This window comes from Ruegeria sp. HKCCA4633 (genome assembly GCF_013034605.1).
Lineage (GTDB): Bacteria > Pseudomonadota > Alphaproteobacteria > Rhodobacterales > Rhodobacteraceae > Ruegeria.
In genome coordinates this window covers 312,946-330,152 of record NZ_WQGJ01000002.1, presented here as the reverse complement: position 1 = coordinate 330,152, position 17,207 = coordinate 312,946, and the positions used below count along the sequence as shown (strand labels likewise).

The 17,207-nt window shown below is 51.2% G+C and carries 13 protein-coding genes and 3 pseudogenes; 9 read left to right on the top strand and 7 right to left on the bottom strand.

Annotation, left to right across the window (positions count from 1 at the left end):
* The first annotated feature begins 9 nt into the window (after positions 1-9).
* From GOV85_RS08110 to rfbA, 8 genes are all read left to right on the top strand, one after another.
* Positions 10-1,092 carry a class I SAM-dependent methyltransferase gene (locus GOV85_RS08110; RefSeq protein ID WP_171176806.1) on the top strand — a complete coding sequence of 361 codons (1,083 nt, stop codon included), beginning with the start codon at positions 10-12 and terminating at the stop codon, positions 1,090-1,092.
* The gene (locus GOV85_RS08105; RefSeq protein ID WP_171176804.1) at positions 1,089-2,204 is read left to right on the top strand and encodes a hypothetical protein; all 1,116 of its coding nucleotides are present in this window, start codon (positions 1,089-1,091) and stop codon (positions 2,202-2,204) included. The genes GOV85_RS08110 and GOV85_RS08105 overlap by 4 nt, the downstream gene beginning before the upstream one ends.
* Positions 2,205-3,059, top strand: a complete 855-nt coding sequence (locus GOV85_RS08100) for a hypothetical protein (RefSeq protein WP_171176802.1) — start codon at positions 2,205-2,207, stop codon at positions 3,057-3,059.
* Between the two features lie 406 nt (positions 3,060-3,465).
* Positions 3,466-3,924, top strand: coding sequence for a methyltransferase domain-containing protein (locus GOV85_RS08095; RefSeq protein WP_171176800.1), 459 nt, complete (start codon positions 3,466-3,468; stop codon positions 3,922-3,924).
* A gap of 1,519 nt (positions 3,925-5,443) precedes the next feature.
* Positions 5,444-6,013 (top strand): dTDP-4-dehydrorhamnose 3,5-epimerase, encoded by a 570-nt coding sequence (rfbC, locus tag GOV85_RS08090; protein ID WP_171176798.1) that lies wholly within the window; start codon positions 5,444-5,446, stop codon positions 6,011-6,013.
* A complete protein-coding gene (gene rfbB, locus GOV85_RS08085; protein WP_171176796.1) occupies positions 6,010-7,050 on the top strand; it encodes a dTDP-glucose 4,6-dehydratase in 1,041 nt (346 codons plus the stop codon). Before rfbC ends, rfbB begins: the two co-directional genes overlap by 4 nt.
* On the top strand, positions 7,047-7,910 hold the full coding sequence (rfbD, locus tag GOV85_RS08080; RefSeq protein WP_254442974.1) for a dTDP-4-dehydrorhamnose reductase: 864 nt from the start codon (positions 7,047-7,049) through the stop codon (positions 7,908-7,910). Before rfbB ends, rfbD begins: the two co-directional genes overlap by 4 nt.
* Positions 7,911-7,928: 18 nt before the next feature.
* Positions 7,929-8,795, top strand: coding sequence for a glucose-1-phosphate thymidylyltransferase RfbA (gene rfbA, locus GOV85_RS08075; protein ID WP_171176794.1), 867 nt, complete (start codon positions 7,929-7,931; stop codon positions 8,793-8,795).
* 33 nt (positions 8,796-8,828) lie between these two features.
* Here the strand turns inward: rfbA and GOV85_RS08070 are convergent, their stop codons facing one another.
* Positions 8,829-9,692, bottom strand: coding sequence for a glycosyltransferase family 2 protein (locus GOV85_RS08070; RefSeq protein WP_171176792.1), 864 nt, complete (start codon positions 9,690-9,692; stop codon positions 8,829-8,831).
* Between the two features lie 374 nt (positions 9,693-10,066).
* On the opposite strand from GOV85_RS08070, the pseudogene GOV85_RS08065 reads away from it, so the two are divergent.
* Positions 10,067-10,823, top strand: a pseudogene (locus tag GOV85_RS08065) (IS5 family transposase).
* 20 nt (positions 10,824-10,843) lie between these two features.
* Here GOV85_RS08065 and GOV85_RS08060 read toward each other — a convergent pair.
* The 6 genes and pseudogenes from GOV85_RS08060 to GOV85_RS08035 form a co-directional block, all read right to left on the bottom strand.
* Positions 10,844-12,088 (bottom strand): glycosyltransferase, encoded by a 1,245-nt coding sequence (locus tag GOV85_RS08060; RefSeq protein ID WP_171176790.1) that lies wholly within the window; start codon positions 12,086-12,088, stop codon positions 10,844-10,846.
* Positions 12,089-12,161: 73 nt separating this feature from the next.
* Positions 12,162-13,700 carry a glycosyltransferase gene (locus GOV85_RS08055; RefSeq protein ID WP_171176788.1) on the bottom strand — a complete coding sequence of 513 codons (1,539 nt, stop codon included), beginning with the start codon at positions 13,698-13,700 and terminating at the stop codon, positions 12,162-12,164.
* Between the two features lie 576 nt (positions 13,701-14,276).
* The gene (locus GOV85_RS08050; RefSeq protein WP_171176786.1) at positions 14,277-14,603 is read right to left on the bottom strand and encodes a hypothetical protein; all 327 of its coding nucleotides are present in this window, start codon (positions 14,601-14,603) and stop codon (positions 14,277-14,279) included.
* Positions 14,604-14,808: 205 nt separating this feature from the next.
* A pseudogene (locus GOV85_RS08045) lies at positions 14,809-15,389 on the bottom strand (IS5 family transposase); the annotation flags it as partial.
* A gap of 218 nt (positions 15,390-15,607) precedes the next feature.
* The gene (locus tag GOV85_RS08040) at positions 15,608-16,648 is read right to left on the bottom strand and encodes an IS110 family transposase (RefSeq protein ID WP_171176784.1); all 1,041 of its coding nucleotides are present in this window, start codon (positions 16,646-16,648) and stop codon (positions 15,608-15,610) included.
* Between the two features lie 86 nt (positions 16,649-16,734).
* Positions 16,735-16,911, bottom strand: a pseudogene (locus GOV85_RS08035) (transposase); the annotation flags it as partial.
* Positions 16,912-17,207: the final 296 nt, after the last annotated feature.

The window sequence follows — 17,207 nt, the reverse complement described above, 5'->3', positions numbered from 1 at the left end:
GAAGCCACAATGAACCGAATTAAGGTACTGGTTTTCTCAGGCGATGGTGCCAGATTGGTGTCCAATTCTGGGTTGGAAAAAGCACTAAACCCAAAGGAGGTTCTGGAAGCAATACCATCTACCGACGCGTTTTTGTTCCTCGACAAACCCAAATGGGGTAACGTGCCGTCGCATTTGGAGGCTCAGATATGCGAATCTAGTGCCGCCATACCGTTCTTTATTACTGAAACTCTGGCATCAGATCCTGATTTCTTGAGCCGCCTGAATGGCGTTACGACAATCTTCGATAGAATTCTAATTGAGGGCGGTAGTGTTCAGTCTGGTGTAGACGTTGCCGCGCTAGATTTGGCGGTTTCTGCCAGCGCTGATCCAATTCAATTGACGCTCGCAAACTTACAGGCTGAGGAGAAGCTAAAAAGCCCAGAAATAAGCGAATATCAAGCCAAAGATCATTGGGAACAGCGTGCAAAATACTTAGGCAATTCTTCTCGTGCCATCTGTTATTCGCAATCATCCCGAAGAATCAACAAACTGATGCATTGGGGGCAAATAAAAGCGTTAGCACCGGTAATCCAGAAGGCAGCGAGCTACGCGAGAAGCTCGCCCCGGAAACCGGAGTTGCTCGAATATGGATGTGGAATTGGGCGGCTCGTACCTTACTGTGCGCAATACACCAGGTATCATGGAGTTGACATTTCTTCTTCAATGATCAAAACGGCTAAGACCCTTAATCCAGAAGCATCATTTTACATGAGTGAGGATTTGGCTCATCTGCAAGATTTATGTGTTGACCTAGTACTTATTGTAACTGTCCTACACCACAATGACAAAATTGGACGCTTGGCGATTTGGAAGAACTTAGCTGAGATTACCAAAGATCGCTTTCAGCTGATTATCTTGGAAGACTTTTTAATCCAAAAGCGCAACAAATCAGCCCAAAATATGTACAGATTTGGCCTTAACGACCTACTTGATGAGATAGCGGAAGTCTTTGGCGGAAGTTGTACTTTGAATGACTTCCAGATGATTGGTTACAAGCCCTCTGATCTGGTGCCGCGTGCCGGCCTACTTAGTTTACAGGTTGTCAGATGATCCGAGTGGCCATAGTTTGTAACGGCGCTATTCCAGGGTCCAATGTCCCCAATATCGCTCAGGGTGCACGTGCAGTTGGTTTGCAAATTGGATTTCTGTCAAATGGGTTCCATTGCGATATTGTCAGCTCCAAAGAATCAGTTATTTCGCAACTCGAGCTATGGGAAACTGGATCTTTGCGCTTTACAGAGAACTGGCGAGTACTGGAAAGAAGCGCAATAACAAGAGTATTGCAGCAAGAATACGATATTGTCGTTTTTATGAATTGGAGCTCTGTCGATTTCTATGAAAAGTCCTCAAAAAACAAACTGGTGTACGATTTTCTGAGCGCCTCATTGATTGAACACAGATTTGTTAGCGCACCCAAAAAAATCGATGAGTTCAAAGAAAGAAAAGAGAAACTCTTAAGACAAGCTGATTTTGTGATCGGCAACGGCCCAGAAATAACTACTTACGCAATGAACTACGTGAGGGGTTTGGGATTAGCAGATGTTCCTGATCCAATTTCGGTCGGCATGAGTTTTCCTTGGACGAAAGCGGACGCGCCAAAGAGTTCTAAGCTGCGGGTTTTTTGCGGTGGCTTCGATCAAGCCTGGACTAAAGGATTGAGGTTCGAAGATCTTTCGTACTTAGCTGAGGTTAGCAACGTCGAAATCGTTGGAATTGGCGTCGGTACCTCCTCGTATTTGCGAGGCGAAGAACGTTGGGTCAGCAAACAGCAAGTAATTCCAGGAAGTATTTTGCACGATGTTGCCCCTTACGAGACCTACCGTGATCTGAATTCCCAATGCCACGTTGCCTTGGATGTTTTTGAAGAAAACGAAGAGCGTCAATTAAGTCATTCAACCCGAGCCATAACCTCGCTTTGTTGTGGTTGTCCTGTTGTAACTATGAGTTTCACTGGGATTGGAAAAAGAATTGCCGAGACAAACGCCGGCTGGACGATGGATACTTTCTCACTTTTCGAACTTAGTAAGCTGCTACGGCAACTCTCAGAGTCGCCTGAAGATGTGCTCCTGAAAGCGCAAAACACGCGGGTTTTCTGGGAACACTACAGTGATCCGGTCAAAGAAATTGAACCTTTTGTTGCGTTGTTGCGGGAGAACATTTAAATGGACGAGAAGCGAGACGATATCTTTCCTACTCTCGTATTCGTGGCCCATGGCGGCCCATTGGAGGCCAAGAGTGCTCTCCTTGCTGCAAGCCTGGCAGAGTACTACCTGCCCGGGAGAATCCAGGCGAGGGTCATGAAGCCTGGCCCATCCGAGCCCCTTAGCTCTGAAGCAATCTCTCTCTTTAGATCGCTAGAGATCGACTGCATTGAATGCGAGAATCAGGTCGCCGAAGATTACCCACACGGAAACAAGATTGCTGCGATGCGTGGGATTAACGGGCCCGCAATTTTCCTCGACAGCGACATGTTGCTAATGTCGCCCTTTAGTTGGCATCATTTGCTGAGCGGCGACTTTGCAGCAAAGCCAGCGGACATTGACACTTTTGGCCGTGATGGCGGCAGCTGGGCGAAAGTCTGGGAGATGTTTGGTTTGGGCATTCCACCCAAAAGTCACCGGGCGACGTTGACAGATACGCCAATGCGCCCATACTTTAACGCAGGATTCATATACGTACGACGTGGCAGCGACTTTGCCGAAGTTTGGGTCGATACCGCGCGTCAAATCGATAGAAGTCCAGATATTATTAACAAGCGGCCTTGGTTAGATCAGATCGCATTACCTGTAGCCGTGGCGCGCCTAGGTTGGAAGTCCCAAGATCTCCCTGACGCGTTTAACTTTCCATATCACCTTTCCGATGACATGAGTATTTCACCCTATTTTGCCCACTACCACTGGCCGCGTGTAGTTGCAAGATCGCCACGGCTTTATAACAGAGTGCAGAGCCTTGTTTTGCGTAATCCTAAGTTGAATGATGTTCTAAAGCTTCATTCTGAGTGGTCAGACATCCAATGAGAGTTTCCTAAAATACGTGGAATAGAGCATGCTCAATGAATTGCCCCTAACTTGGTTCCAAATATTTGGTTTTGATTGAATGAGGCACCGGCGGGCTATTCTAGGCGTTCTTGGTTTACAAGGGCAGCTAACAGGAGTATCAGTTAAAAACTCAAGCGATGTAGACAACAAGAAGGTGTTTCATATGCAAGAAAAACCTTCGCCTCAGAGAGTACTTGAGGTGCCACCGAGATTTGTCAGGAACCACCCCTCGCAGACGAAGTTGATGGAGCCAGACCAAGCAGCGCAGTATCTTCTTGGAGAGGCTTGCACCAAAGCCGGAAAGACAATTACTGAAGTCAAATTGCTTGATATTGGCTGTGGCACTCGGTTTGCTGTAGGAATTTATAATTGAAATATTCCAATTTTGCAGTATACCGGCGTGGATATAGACGAGCAGTTGATAAACTGGCTCAGCGACAACGCGGTCGGCGAAAACCTTGAATTGATTCATTGGCCAGTCGCCAACCCAGTTTACAATCCAAGTGGGAATCCATTGAGCGCCATGGATGGGTTTCCTGTTGACAGTAAATATGACCTAATAACCTTCTTTTCGGTTTTTACGCACCTAAATCCGACGGACGCAGCGAAGATGCTAGAGTTTTCAAAGAAAGCTCTAAATAGAAATGGAAGAGTTTTTTTGACTGTCTTCGTTTCCGAACAAACCGAAGAATACGAAGAAGGAAACCCTGATCGGCCGTCCCTAGTTTCCAAGTTCAGAACCGATTTTTTTGAAGAACTGGTCGCGGAAGCCGGTCTGGCAGTTGTGAGCAAATACCCAGCTATGAAACTTGCGGGACCGCACTACATTCTTGCCCACGCTTGATGATGCCCAAAATCGAATGGTTTGTAGCGCACCCGGAAACCTTTTCATCCCCGTATTGGGCTTCTCACAATCACTTGCCCACCTTCGTCTACGGTCACATGCTCAACGACAACCTTTGACTGTCTACAATTGCGATGCTTTCTCAGTTTGTCCTTCCCCCATAAGACTGGGCCACTGCTTTGGCCTAGACAGGCGGACGTGGAATGGCTCGGAAACGGTATTCGGACGAAGACATCCTGAAGTTGCTGCGTGAGATCGAACTGAAGCTGGCGGAAGGCGTCGATGTTCAATCGGCATGCCGCGCCGTCGGTGAGGCGAGCTGCCACAACCAAAGTCGAGAAGTTTCGATCCGGGTGAAATCGCAGGTTCCTCGAAAAGGTTCAGTGGGCCTTTTCTGGAGTTTTATACGTCAAGGAATTCTTTTACGAAGTTGAACAGCGAGGGATCGACTGAAGTGCTCTCAACACCGTTTAGTTTAAGAAAAAACTCGAAAAGCCCATTTTTTGCAAGAATCAATAATCGCTCCCATCATGCTTGGTTATTTCCCCAGTGGAACAAGCTCACGTTGGGCTGCTTAAGTCAATTGCTGTGATGGCGTCTTCGTGTCCAGTTTTTGATCCGGGAACTGATAATTGCAGAACTGCATTCGATCGCCGATTGCGCGACTCGCCTACCCATCAAACTTAGACAACCCAATCGGACGTCAGCTATGGCTGTGGGTCTCGGGGCTTCACCTGTCGTTCTCACTTCCAAGCTCACTCATCTGTAATGTTGGATAAGTTGGATCAGCCAAGGGCCATACAGGGGGACGTGCGACATCACCGCAGCATGGCCACCTCAAAGGGTGCGCGGTTTTCCTTTTGGGCGGGGGGACTCTTACTGAAGTCCAGAGGGGATCGGTAACACGTACTCTGGTTCTTTCGCTGCACCTCCGCTGCAGCGCGTTGCATTACTCCTCCGTCAAGTTCAGCGGAGCACCAAGCGATTTGTGCGGCGCATGTTGCAACCACCGCGGATGCATGCGACTGTCAACTCACTGACAACACAGACATTCTTGCGCTTGCAGATGACGTGCAGCGCGTGTCAGCGACAGACAAGAAGCCGACCGAGTGCTGTCTTCGGGATGCAGGGGTCGAAGCTTCGAATCCTCTCGCTCCGAACAAAAAAAGGCGCCCGACAGCGCCTTTATTGTTTGCAAGAAAACGTCCAAAGTTCATTGAACCTAAGCACTACATGGTTTTCGCCTAGAAACGGTAAAAGTTCGCAAGATAAGAGTTAAACCTCTATTTGATGTGACGGCCCCGATCCGTAACATCATCACAGAGGCAAAAGTGCAATTGACCTAAACTAAAACCAAACAAGTGGTGGTTCTTATGAGGTGATCATGAAAAGTCATACCGGGCAATGAACCCATAGCGAAAAACAGCCTGTTTTTGAACATAAGATGTGGCGAAGCAAGGCCACATATGACATAGCTCTTGAAACCTAAAGACTACTTATAGAGAAGAAATTAGAAACGATGGAAATAGTCGCGCTTTCCATTCCGGACGTGAAGGTGATTACCCCGAGACGTTTCGGCGATCATCGCGGGTTCTTCGAAGAAACTTATAATGCAGACAGCTTTGCCGCTGCGGGAATAGACACACAGTTTGTTCAGGACAATCACTCGCTCTCAAGCGCAGTGAACACTGTGCGTGGACTGCATTTTCAAGCCCCTCCCCGTGCACAGGCCAAACTGGTGCGCTGCGGGCGAGGCAGGCTGTTCGATGTGGCGGTGGACATTCGAAAAGGGTCTCCAACCTTTGGTAAATGGGTTGGTGAGGAGTTGAGCTTTGAAAACGGGCGGATGCTGTTGGTCCCCGCAGGTTTTGCACATGGCTTCGTGACCTTGGAGCCGGATACCGAGATCGTCTACAAATGTTCCGACACCTATGCACCAGAGACAGAAGGTGCGGTCCTTTGGGATGACCCTGAAATCGGAATTGACTGGCCAAGCAGTAACTCAGCCCCCCAGCTGTCCGAGAAAGACAAGATTGCGCCTTGTCTTCGTGATCTGGAATCCCCTTTTGTTTTTGAGGCTGCTCGATGAAAATTCTTGTCACTGGTGGGGCTGGGTTTATTGGCTCTGCCGTTATTCGACGCGCTATTGCAGACGGACATTCCGTCGTGAACGTTGATGCGCTGACCTATGCTGCCTGCCTGGATAATGTTGCTTCGGTTGCCAAATCACCGGCTTATGCTTTTGAACATGCAGATATCCGCGATGCCGCGGCAATGTCCGCTATCCTGGACACGCACCAGCCCGATACAATCATGCATCTGGCTGCAGAAAGCCATGTGGACCGCTCAATCGATGGGCCAGCTGCCTTTATCGACACAAATATTACAGGTACTTATGTCTTGCTGGAAGCCGCGCGCGCCTATTGGCAAAACGCAGGCCGGCCGGAAGGTTTCAGGTTTCACCATATTTCAACGGATGAGGTCTTTGGGTCTCTGGGGGCGACTGGCTTTTTCACCGAAGACAGCCCATATCAACCAAATTCGCCCTATTCCGCGTCAAAAGCGGGGTCGGATCACCTTGTACGCGCCTGGCGGGAAACCTATGGCCTGCCTGTTGTTTTGACGAATTGCTCTAACAATTACGGGCCCTACCAATTCCCGGAAAAGCTGATCCCCGTGGTGATCCTGAACGCCCTGTCCGGGCAGCCGATCCCAATTTATGGAAAAGGTGACAACATTCGCGACTGGCTGCATGTCGAAGATCATGCCGAAGCACTGCTGTTGGTGCTGGGAAAAGGCAAACTTGGTCGCAGTTATAATATTGGCGGCGAGAATGAGATGACCAATCTCGACCTCGTCAGGATGCTGTGCGCAGTCTTGGACCGGCTAAAACCTGGCTCTGCGCCGTATGGAGATTTGATAACCTTTGTCACGGATCGCCCGGGTCACGATCGCCGTTATGCCATCGACCCTACCCGTATCCGCGAGGAACTGAACTGGCGCCCGTCATACACTCCTGAAACCGGGCTTGAACAAACTATTCAGTGGTATTTGGATAACACAGACTGGTTGCAGGCCTTACAGGCACGCAGTGGTGTAGGCGAGCGATTGGGGACCGGTCGATGAAAGCACTGGTTTTTGGCCACAGTGGTCAGGTGGCGACCGAACTGCGCCGCCGTGCACAAAACCATGATGTCACGGTTGAGGCGTTAGGTCGTGCAGGGGCAGATTTGTCCAATCCTTCGCAATGTGCGGACGCAATTCAGCGCACCGACGCCAATGTAATCATTAATGCCGCAGCCTATACAGCGGTCGACCAGGCAGAAGAAGAACGCGATATAGCCCAACGGGTTAACGCAGATTCACCCGGAGCAATGGCGCGCGCGGCCGCAGAACGGGGCCTGCCCTTTCTACATATCTCGACGGATTACGTATTCGACGGATCCGGGATGACCGCCTGGACGACCGAAGATTTGACAGCGCCCTTGGGGACTTACGGCGAAACCAAGCTGGACGGCGAACGCCAAATTGCACAGGCCGGCGGTTGGCACGCGATCTTGCGCACAAGCTGGGTGTTTTCAGCCCATGGCAAAAACTTTGTCAAAACCATTCTTAGGCTCGCCGAGTCTCGTGACAGATTGACAATTGTTGCTGACCAGATCGGCGGACCAACACCCGCGGCTGACATTGCCGATGCTCTTCTTGTTATGGCGAAAAGCAAAGCAGGCACTGAAGGCGGGCTACTTCATTTTTCGGGCGCTCCTGATGCAAGCTGGGCAGATTTTGCGCGCGAGATCATTTCGCAGTCGGGCATGACCACACAGGTCGAAGATATCCCGACGGCAGACTACCCTACCCCAGCCCCTAGACCACTGAATTCGCGTCTGAACTGCGATCGACTGAACGCCGTGTTTGGGATTGGCAGGCCGGATTGGAAAGCCGGTCTGAGCGACGTATTGCGCGAGCTGAATTCAGCGACCGGCTGAACCGTGAAAGGACAGAGCATGCAAAGAAAAGGCATTATTCTAGCCGGTGGTTCCGGCACCCGGCTTTATCCGATTACCATGGCGGTTTCCAAGCAATTGCTGCCGATCTACGACAAGCCGATGATATTCTACCCGCTTAGCGTTCTGATGCTAGCGCAGATCCGCGAGATTGCCATCATCACAACACCTCAGGATCAGGAACAGTTCCAACGTATGTTGGGCGATGGCAGTCAGTACGGACTGTCGATCACGTGGATAGTCCAGCCATCCCCAGACGGTCTGGCGCAGGCCTTTACCTTGGCCGAGGATTTTCTGGCTGGTGCCCCATCGGCACTGATTTTGGGGGACAATATATTCTTTGGTCACGGACTACCTGGGCTGCTTTTGGAAGCGGGCGCACAGAAACAAGGCGGGACTGTTTTCGCCTATCACGTTGCCGATCCCGAACGCTATGGGGTGGTGGATTTTGAAGGCACCAAAGCACGCGCAATCATCGAGAAACCCGAAGTTCCCCCATCGAGCTATGCGGTGACAGGGCTTTATTTTCTTGATGGAGATGCTCCGGCACGCGCTCATGAAGTTCAGCCGTCAGAGCGTGGCGAGCTGGAAATCACATCGCTTCTGGAGATGTACCTGCAGGAAGGTCTGCTGGATGTGCAGACCATGGGGCGCGGATTTGCATGGTTGGATACCGGCACGCATGGCTCGCTTTTGGATGCAGGCAACTTTGTTCGGACCATTGAAGCACGTCAGGGTATGCAGACCGGGAGCCTCGACGAAATCGCATGGGCGAATGGCTGGATCGACAATGCAGCCCTTGAAAAGCGCGCGCGTCTCTTCGCCAAATCCAACTATGGGGCCTATCTGAAGAAGTTGCTCGACTAGAATGAGAATCTCGACGCGTTGTTGGGGCTACGTTCAGGTCTCCGTAGGCTTAAAGGGAACCGGATGAACGTCACGGCTCTGCCAGACGCCGCGCAAAAAAGAACATTGCTTTGAACGTTTTCTTGCTGAAAACAAAACGACCGGAGACAGCATTTGCAAAAGAGCAGACGCAAGCGCTCGACTGAAGGCAAAGGGAACCTTGTGTTTTCGAGCCACGTACACTCTGGACTGTCCCATAAACAAACCCTTTAACCCGGCGACCTCGGCGCTGCTGGGTGAAGACGTGCCTTGAACGTGCGTCACTTGCGCATCGTGAATATAATATAAGGGCCCGCAATCCGCTTTGAGCCGAAGGCTTAGGTCGTCGTCTTCGTGGTATAAGAAGATTTCAGGATCAAACCCGCCGACAGCTTCAAAAGCAGAACGACGAACCAACAACGCTGCGCCAAGAAGAACAGGAAGTTCCAGATCACCTTCAGCTGTTTTGGAGCGCAGCGATTCAGTGCGCGGTGTGATGACGCTGGAACGACGGAAACTTGGTTTTCCGGATTTACTCAAGATCCTCGGGTTAAAAGCCGATGCGGATGGATAACGATCTGCTCCTGCCTGCATGGCCTCCAACGCGCCCGGCAACAATCTCGAATCCGGGTTCAAAAACAAAAGCAAATCGGTCTGTGCGTGTTCGGCACCCAGATTACAAGCCGTGCCAAAGCCTTTGTTTTCTTTGTTTTCGAGCAAAACTGCCCCATACGCTTCGGCCATTTCATGTACGTATTCGACATCCTCGGACGCGTTGTCTACCAATATAGTAGGTACGCCATCAGGAATTGAGCTAAGCATTTCAGGCAATACGCGGCTGCTGTTAAAGCAAACGCTAACAATCGTAATCTCTAGCAAATACACCTACCACTTTTACAAAGGGACGGTACTTGGTTAATCGTCTCGATTAATACCGGGGTCAACCCACATATTGATAAATGAGGGCGTGATTGTTGCAATAGGCTCGGGACTTCGGTTTTGGGGCGGTCCTAGTCGAGCTGTTTTGCGCAGAACAATTGATCCACCAAGGCAGTGTAGCTTGTCATTGTTCGTTTCCGACCTGCTTTCTGTCACGGCCTACGGGTGAGATCCTTCGGTACATGCTTCGGTTTGTGGTCAATGCAATGGCTGCCAACATAGTTCGGGTTCGATGTTTGTTTGATATGCTAGGGTCAGGACCCATTGATTTCTGCTTTTCGGCATGATTCACTGTCCGAAAAATGGGTGGTGACATGTCTGACCTTTTCTGGCTGAGCGATGCGCAGATGTCGCGTCTGGAGCCTATTTCCCCAAGTCCCACGGCAAGCCTCGTGTTGATGACCGGCGTGTGTTGAGTGGGATTATCTTCATCAACTGCAATGGTTTACGGTGGCGGGATGCGCGCAAGGAGTGCGGGCCGCACGAGACCCTGTACAACCGTCGGAAACGATGGAGTGACAAAGGCATCTTTGCCCAGATGATGGTCGGTCTGGCCACTGAGCACGGCTAAGAGAAGACGATCATGATCGATGCCACCTATCTGAAAGCCCACCGCACAGCGTCCAGTTTGGGCGTCCAAAAGGGGGACGCGGCCGCCTGATTGGCAGAACCTAAGGCGGTATGAATACCAAGTTGCACGCTATCTGTTACAGCAAAGGGCGAACTTTGAACCTCTGTGTTACGGCCGGGCAGGTGAGTGATTACATCAGGGCAAAGGCTCTTTTAAGCAGCCTGCCCAATGTCGACTGCCTGCTCGGAGATCGAGGTTACGACTTAGATTGGCTCAGAGAAGCCCCGAAAAACAAAGGGATACGCGCATGTATCCCTGGTCAGAAGCAATGCAAGGCCACCGTCAGATATGACAAACGCCGCTACAAACGGCGCAATCGGATCGAGATTATGTTCGGCAGGCTCAAGGATTGGCGGCGTGTCGCAACCCGCTATTACAGGTGCCCAAAGGTATTCCTCTCCGCCATCGCGCTCGCCGCCACTGTCACATTCTGGCTATGAAACAACAACGAGTCCTGACCCTAAGGTTTGTTTGCAAGTCCAGCAGTTTTCATGAGAAACTTCATTTTCTCTCCAACCGCCGTCGTCGAAAACTCTTTATTCAAAAGGTTGAACCCATTTACAGCCTTTTTGCGAGCGCTGTCAGGGCTGTCGTAAGCCGCCCTCAGTGCAATTGACGCCGCCTCAATCGAAGGGTCTGCCCAGGATTGCCCCATCGAGTGAATGTAATCGCGGGTCTTTAGGGGAATAAGATCATAGGGAACAGGATACCCAGTGTTCTCATTGATAAAGTCCGTCGTCCCGCCGTAGTCGGTAGCAATCACGGCCTTCCCCGCTGCCAACGCCTCGGCGGCGCCAAAGCCAAAGCCCTCTGAGCGGTGCATGGAAATGAAAGTGTCGCAATTGATAATCAGGTTATCAACTTCTTTTCTGCTAAATGTCTGATCGATAATTTTGATGCGATTATCGTTCGCGGCGACTTCGTTCAGCCACTTTCGCAGGCCTTTATCGTTTTCCCCGCGCGTTTTTATGGTCAATTCAACATCATCTTTGTCGCGGGAGAAAGCTGCCTGAAAGGCAGCAACGGATGCCTGGGGGTTTTTTCTTGCACCAAAAGAATCAAAATCAAAAAACGTAAAAATCCTGAATTTGGTTCTGTTCAGCCGAGTTGGCGGTATCATTGAGGGAACGCGAACAGGAACAGGCAAGAATCGCACTCTGATGCCGGGACGGTCGTCAAATGCCGATGCAATAAACCTGCTGGGTGCCCAGACTTCATCATAGGCTTCAAGATATTGAAAAAGATCCTTGGGGATGCTGGGAAGTTCCCAGAATGGGTAAAGGATATTGGACTGCCCAGTCTGTAGTTCAGTATGATTAGTCGAAATTGCCGGCAGGCCCAGGACAAACAGGTTCCCTCGGCGTCGCGCGGTATCATTGCACTTGGTTGCAAACTCGGGCTCGTTTTCTCGACCCGGGATAGGCAGGTGGCGCATTGATATTGGCAACTGTGCCCTGTCCGCAGCGTAGCTCAGATTCCTCGCAGCCTGACCGAGTCCGATTTCTGACCGAAGATAGCCGGTAATCGTAATACCTTCACGGAGATGCCGTCCAATTGGTGCGTCTGCTCGCCTTGAAGTGTCATTCGCCGTTTTCTGAATCGTCTGTCCAGCTGCTTGGTGCTTGGCTACGAAAGCATGGCGATCATAAAACACCGTTATTGCTGCCTTTCGCGGATGGCGAATGGCCCATTTAATATTTTCCATTCGGAACAGGCTTTGAATCGCTTTTCGTGGATGTCGGCTTGCCCATTTCAGATTGTTGTGGTGCATAATGGTTTCAACTTTTTGGATTAGACATTACGACTGGTTTCGGGCAGTCTCCGACCTCTATTGCAGGATGCCCATAGGGTTTGTTTTCAACAAACTCGCTCCAACGCGAGAGCATCACTTTAATTGCCTTTTCTCTCATTCTGCGTGTCTCAGGTGAATCTTCTTTTCCTCGACTCTCGGATTCTCTGTGAAAAACGCCTTCAAGGGCAACGCACAAAACGCGATATTCCTCAATTTTCGCGCGGAGGCAGAAATCAATGTCGTTATACTCAATGGGAAGATAGACTTCATCGTATCCCCCTAAAGAGTTAAAGACGTCGCGCTTCATAACTTGGACGGCTCCGGTTACGGCCATAAAGCTGCGATCCGCATTTTGTGGGAACCGTGGGTCGCTTTCACTTTTCTCACAGCCTCGAAGTACATGGCGACAGCGAAACTCCGATCCCATGTTCCCCATAACGCCAGTATCAATAACGATTCCCGCGTGCTGGATGCGGCCGCTTGGGTAAAAGAGTCTTGCGCCAACGATACCGACTTCCGGCCTCATTGCATGGTAAACAAGGTTCTCGAACTCTCCGGGGATGGTGAATTCGACATCATTGTTGATTAGCGCGATAAAATCGGATTGGCTTTCCTGGACACCGATATTCACCATTCTAGAATAATTGAACATCGCCCCCGCGTCGATGATCTTTGCGCCAATCCTGCTCTTTAGACCTTTGTAAAGGTCCAGCGTCTCGGCATCCTCACTGTTGTTGTCGACGATGATCAGGTCGAGATCTAGGCCTTGGATGTGATCCAGCATCGCGAGGCAGGATTTCAACAAGTCGGGTCGGTTACGGTTCGGTATTATCAGCGAGACGGTGGGATTTGAACCTGCCGGTCTTTCTACCCGATGCAATCGGGGCAAGGACTGATCTAATTGCTCGTCCTTTGTAAAGTGAATCGCCGGCTCAGAAATATGCGCGTGTTCTGGCTGCGGGTGCAATTTGGCTACCGAACTGATCCAAGAATCCAGATTCGGGAGAACGTATTTAGACCGAACGCGTTCCACAAGTTTCCGGGAACTAAGAAAAGCAGTCCGGTAACTGTCGGTACTGAGGGCAAATTCAGGATCCCATCCCGGAAGAAAAACGCGTTCGGATGTCGTTTGGCTAGAAGCAATGCAATCGTAATCGAATATAGCCAAGTCCGGAAATTGTTCAGTGTAGTTATTGATCGCATCAACGGCCAGTTCAAAACAATTGGAATAGAAAATGGTTCCGGCCGGAGCGAAGAGCAAGTAATCGCCGCGATAAAAACTGTCGTAGTGCTTCGATTTCAGAAAGCTGTTGGCATTTAGGTCCGGGCGTGTGATCAAACCGCGCAACGTCATGAAATCATCCTGGCGGCAATCCCGAGGCAAGTCATTTCCGAAGACAATGACTTCGATATTTCGATAGGTTTGATGCAGCAGGGAATTCAGCGTTTTCTTTAGCGCGGCCTGATTGTTTTCCGCGTGATAGACTACCACAGAGATAAAGTGGTTCCAGTGCGTTGGGGCCATCGCGCAAAATCCTCATCTTTCGTGCCGGGAGACTTTTCTGGTAAAGGCACCTTTAGCTCGTGTAAGGATTTCTTACAAGGCATTGATTTAATGATTCTATTGGTTCGAGATTTCCTTGTTCGGTCTCCTCTTTCCGCGGTCAAAGCCCTTTCCAGATCTTGTGAGAATTTCAATACATTTTGCAGTTGTTTGATCGATTCAGAGTATTTTCACAAAACGAAATCATCAAAGAAATTTTTTTTGGGGGGGGGATGATGAAGGAGAATTGCGTATCCTCCTGGTCTTCGGAAACATAGTATCGGTTCAGCCCTTCCCGATAGGAGACTAATTAACCGGACTACCGCAGAATGTTTTCCCAGTCGGCCTACACTTCCTTTTGCAACATCCGATACGTCGCATCTACAACGACATTCCAGAGCCGGAAACGGGAACAGTCAAGGCTGAGAAGAACCTCCTTATCATGCCCTTCGACATGTTCTTTAAAAAACGCGCCGCTTGTGTTGGGTTGACATGTTCCTGCTAAAACTCGCTGAGAGTCTGGGCACGCAGGTTAATGACTTCTGGGGCAACCCCGACTTAGCGGTGAGTTTTCGCCACATCCGTATTAAGAGGAGCCAGTCCCGGATTTTCGACGAAATTGTGGAACTGAATGTTACCCTCCAGAGCGATGATGGCGACCCCGAGATTTTTGTCCCCTAGTCGGCGATCGCTCAGTTCTGTGATGAACCTTGGATTGGCCTCGATATTGATCCCATGCCAAACCTTGTCATAAAATGCGCGGGTGAGGGCGCCTTCGTCTGGAGAGTTCGCGCCGGTATCGATATAGAAACCGTTTTCAATTTGGCCAAGCGCACCCCACAACAAGACATTTTCGAAATTCTTCGCATAAGAAACAAATTGCATCTGGCTTAACTGCTAGTTGATTTATGGATTGGGGAAAAGTCCAGGTTGCTGATGCGTGCCTTTTTAACGGTAATGAGCTTTAACCGCCAGACAGCTTTGCAGAATAAATGAAACAATGGCTCGAGCCAGTATAATGGCTTTCGCAAATTTCCTTGAATGGGACCGCCCTGATCAAACCTTCAGAGTTTAGGTTCAGGACTCATAGCTAATAGATGACGGTAGCCGCCAGTGCGATGGCTGAGAGGAAGACCTTTGGGCACCTGTCGTATCGGGTTGCCACTCGCCGCCAATCCTTGAGCCTGCCGAACATAATCTCGATCCGATTGCGCCGTTTGTAGCGGCGTTTGTCATATTTGACGGTGGCCTTGCGTTGCTTCCGACCAGAGATACATGCGCGTATCCCTTTGTCTTTCAACGCTTCCCGGAACCAATCGGCGCCGTAACCTCGATCTCCGAGCAGCCAGTCGACATTGGGCAGGCTGCTCAAAAGGGCCTTTGCCCCGATGTAATCACTCACCTGCCCGGCGGTAACAAAGAGGTTCAAGGGTCGCCCTTTGCTGTCACAGATGGCGTGCAACTTGGTATTCATACCGCCTTTGGTTCTGCCAATCAGGCGACCGCGCCCCCCTTTTTGACGCCCAAACTCGACGCTGTGCGATGGGCTTTCAGATAGGTGGCGTCGATCATGATCGTCTTCTCTTCGCCATGCTCAGCGGCCAGACCGACCATCATCTGGGCAAAGATGCCTTTTTCACTCCATCGTTTCCAACGGTTGTAAAGGGTTCTCTGATTGCGGCCTTGTCAAGCGTTGGAAGGTGATGTCCGTTCAGGGTCGTGGTTCTCTCCGAGGTCGCATTGAGCGCCTCATGATGGTATTCGGTGGCGGATCGTCTCCAATGTCTTGTGCGGGGTTTGGCACTTGGCCATCCCATGCTCTACAGCGAGATCGATCAACCTCCGTCCCGTCGGGACTGCGCTTCCCGCTTCAGACGCGGGAACTCAGATCAGGCGGTGGCCTCCTTTGTCCATTGATAGTCAGTTCCATTTTTCCAAAGCGTCAGCATAAGCACTGCGATTTTGCGGGCCGTCGCGACGGCTGCCTTGCAGAAGCCGCGCCGTCCGGCCAGCCGCATCGCCCAGCTTTTTAGCCGCGAGAAACGCTTTACTTGGTGGATCACGGATGACGCCGCTTCGAACAGTAGCCCGCGCATCGCGCCATCGCCGCATTTCGAAACGCGCCCCGACCAATCCATCTCGCCGGACTGATGCCGCTTTGGCGTCAACCCAAGAAAAGCGCCCACATCTGACGTCCGGCTGAACCGATCGGGGTCATCAACCAGGGCTATGAAGCTTAGCGCGTTGACCGGGCCAACACCGGGGATTGTCATTAGGCGGCGTGCGACAGGATGGACCTTGGCCGTTTTTCTCACCGCCTTGTCCAAGTCGTCCACCACTTGGCACAACTTGGAATGGGTCGCGATGAAAGCATCGGCTATGATCCGCAGAGCCGGGTCGGTTTTACCCGCTGCTGCCAATTGATCGCGGAACGCTTGCCTCTGTCGTCCCTGGCCAATGCCGATCATACGGATGCCGAAGGTTTTGAGGACGCCACGAATGTGACCTTCGAGGTCCTTGCGCAACCGGATCAAGCGTTCCCGCGCGCCAACCAAGCTGCGAAGCCGGTCCGCCTCTGCGCTTCGAATGTGAACCGGTGTGAACCAACCGGTGCGCGCAAGCTGTGACAGACCTTCGGCGTCGGCGGCATCTGACTTGTTGAGCCGCGCTGACAAGCTCTTGTGCGCCTTGCGGGCATCAATGCAGGTCGCGGGCAGGCCAAGACTGGCGAGGCCGCGCCGCAACCAGATCGCTAACATTCCGCTTTCGTGCACGATCCGTCGGGGCGTAAGATCACGGTTGCGAAACCAGCCCGCGACGCCATCTGGATCAGCGGGGCAGACGCCACGCGCTACAGTCTTACCGTCCTTGTCTACAACGCAGATCGAAATCTCTTTCGGCGACACATCCAAACCGGCATAGTATTCCATAGGTCGTTCTCCTCACGGTTCATATCCATGAGGCCAACATACCGGATCTCGTTCGCCGCTGGAGAACGACCGCCGCAATCACACCATGTCTTGTGCGGGCCGTATTCCTTCGGCGCATCGCGCCAGCGCAAACCATTGCGGTTAATGAAGACTATCCCGCTCAACACTCGCCGGTCATCGACGCGCGGCTTGCCATGAGACTTTGGGAAGAAGGGCTCAAGACGCGCCATCTGGGCGTCGGTCAGCCAAAATAGATCAGACATGTTCACCGCTCGTTTTTCGAACCGTGAAACACGCAACCCCCCAGAAATCAATGGGTCCTGACCCTAGGCCGCCGGGACGCAATGCAAGGCGCGCGCCAGCCAAAATCTCAAGAACGACATCAAAATACAGAAGCTCAAAAAGGTGAAAACCCGAAGCGATTGCAAGCGTACTATCTGGTATCGCGCGCAGAGCGGTAAGTGCGTCCATTTTCTCGACTTCCAGCGCTTTGTGACGCGCAAAAGCGGGCAGTCTCTCATCTAGATCCGCACCACGTGCCGAAAGACCAGCAACCAGA

Bases quoted from the DNA above. Each gene is read 5' to 3' on its own strand.
- GOV85_RS08110 (WP_171176806.1), top strand. From the start codon at position 10: ATGAACCGAATTAAGGTACTGGTTTTCTCAGGCGATGGTGCCAGATTG.
- GOV85_RS08105 (WP_171176804.1), top strand. From the start codon at position 1,089: ATGATCCGAGTGGCCATAGTTTGTAACGGCGCTATTCCAGGGTCCAAT.
- GOV85_RS08100 (WP_171176802.1), top strand. From the start codon at position 2,205: ATGGACGAGAAGCGAGACGATATCTTTCCTACTCTCGTATTCGTGGCC.
- rfbC (WP_171176798.1), top strand. From the start codon at position 5,444: ATGGAAATAGTCGCGCTTTCCATTCCGGACGTGAAGGTGATTACCCCG.
- rfbB (WP_171176796.1), top strand. From the start codon at position 6,010: ATGAAAATTCTTGTCACTGGTGGGGCTGGGTTTATTGGCTCTGCCGTT.
- rfbD (WP_254442974.1), top strand. From the start codon at position 7,047: ATGAAAGCACTGGTTTTTGGCCACAGTGGTCAGGTGGCGACCGAACTG.
- rfbA (WP_171176794.1), top strand. From the start codon at position 7,929: ATGCAAAGAAAAGGCATTATTCTAGCCGGTGGTTCCGGCACCCGGCTT.
- GOV85_RS08060 (WP_171176790.1), bottom strand. From the start codon at position 12,088: ATGGAAAATATTAAATGGGCCATTCGCCATCCGCGAAAGGCAGCAATA.
- GOV85_RS08055 (WP_171176788.1), bottom strand. From the start codon at position 13,700: ATGGCCCCAACGCACTGGAACCACTTTATCTCTGTGGTAGTCTATCAC.
- GOV85_RS08050 (WP_171176786.1), bottom strand. From the start codon at position 14,603: ATGCAATTTGTTTCTTATGCGAAGAATTTCGAAAATGTCTTGTTGTGG.
- GOV85_RS08040 (WP_171176784.1), bottom strand. From the start codon at position 16,648: ATGGAATACTATGCCGGTTTGGATGTGTCGCCGAAAGAGATTTCGATC.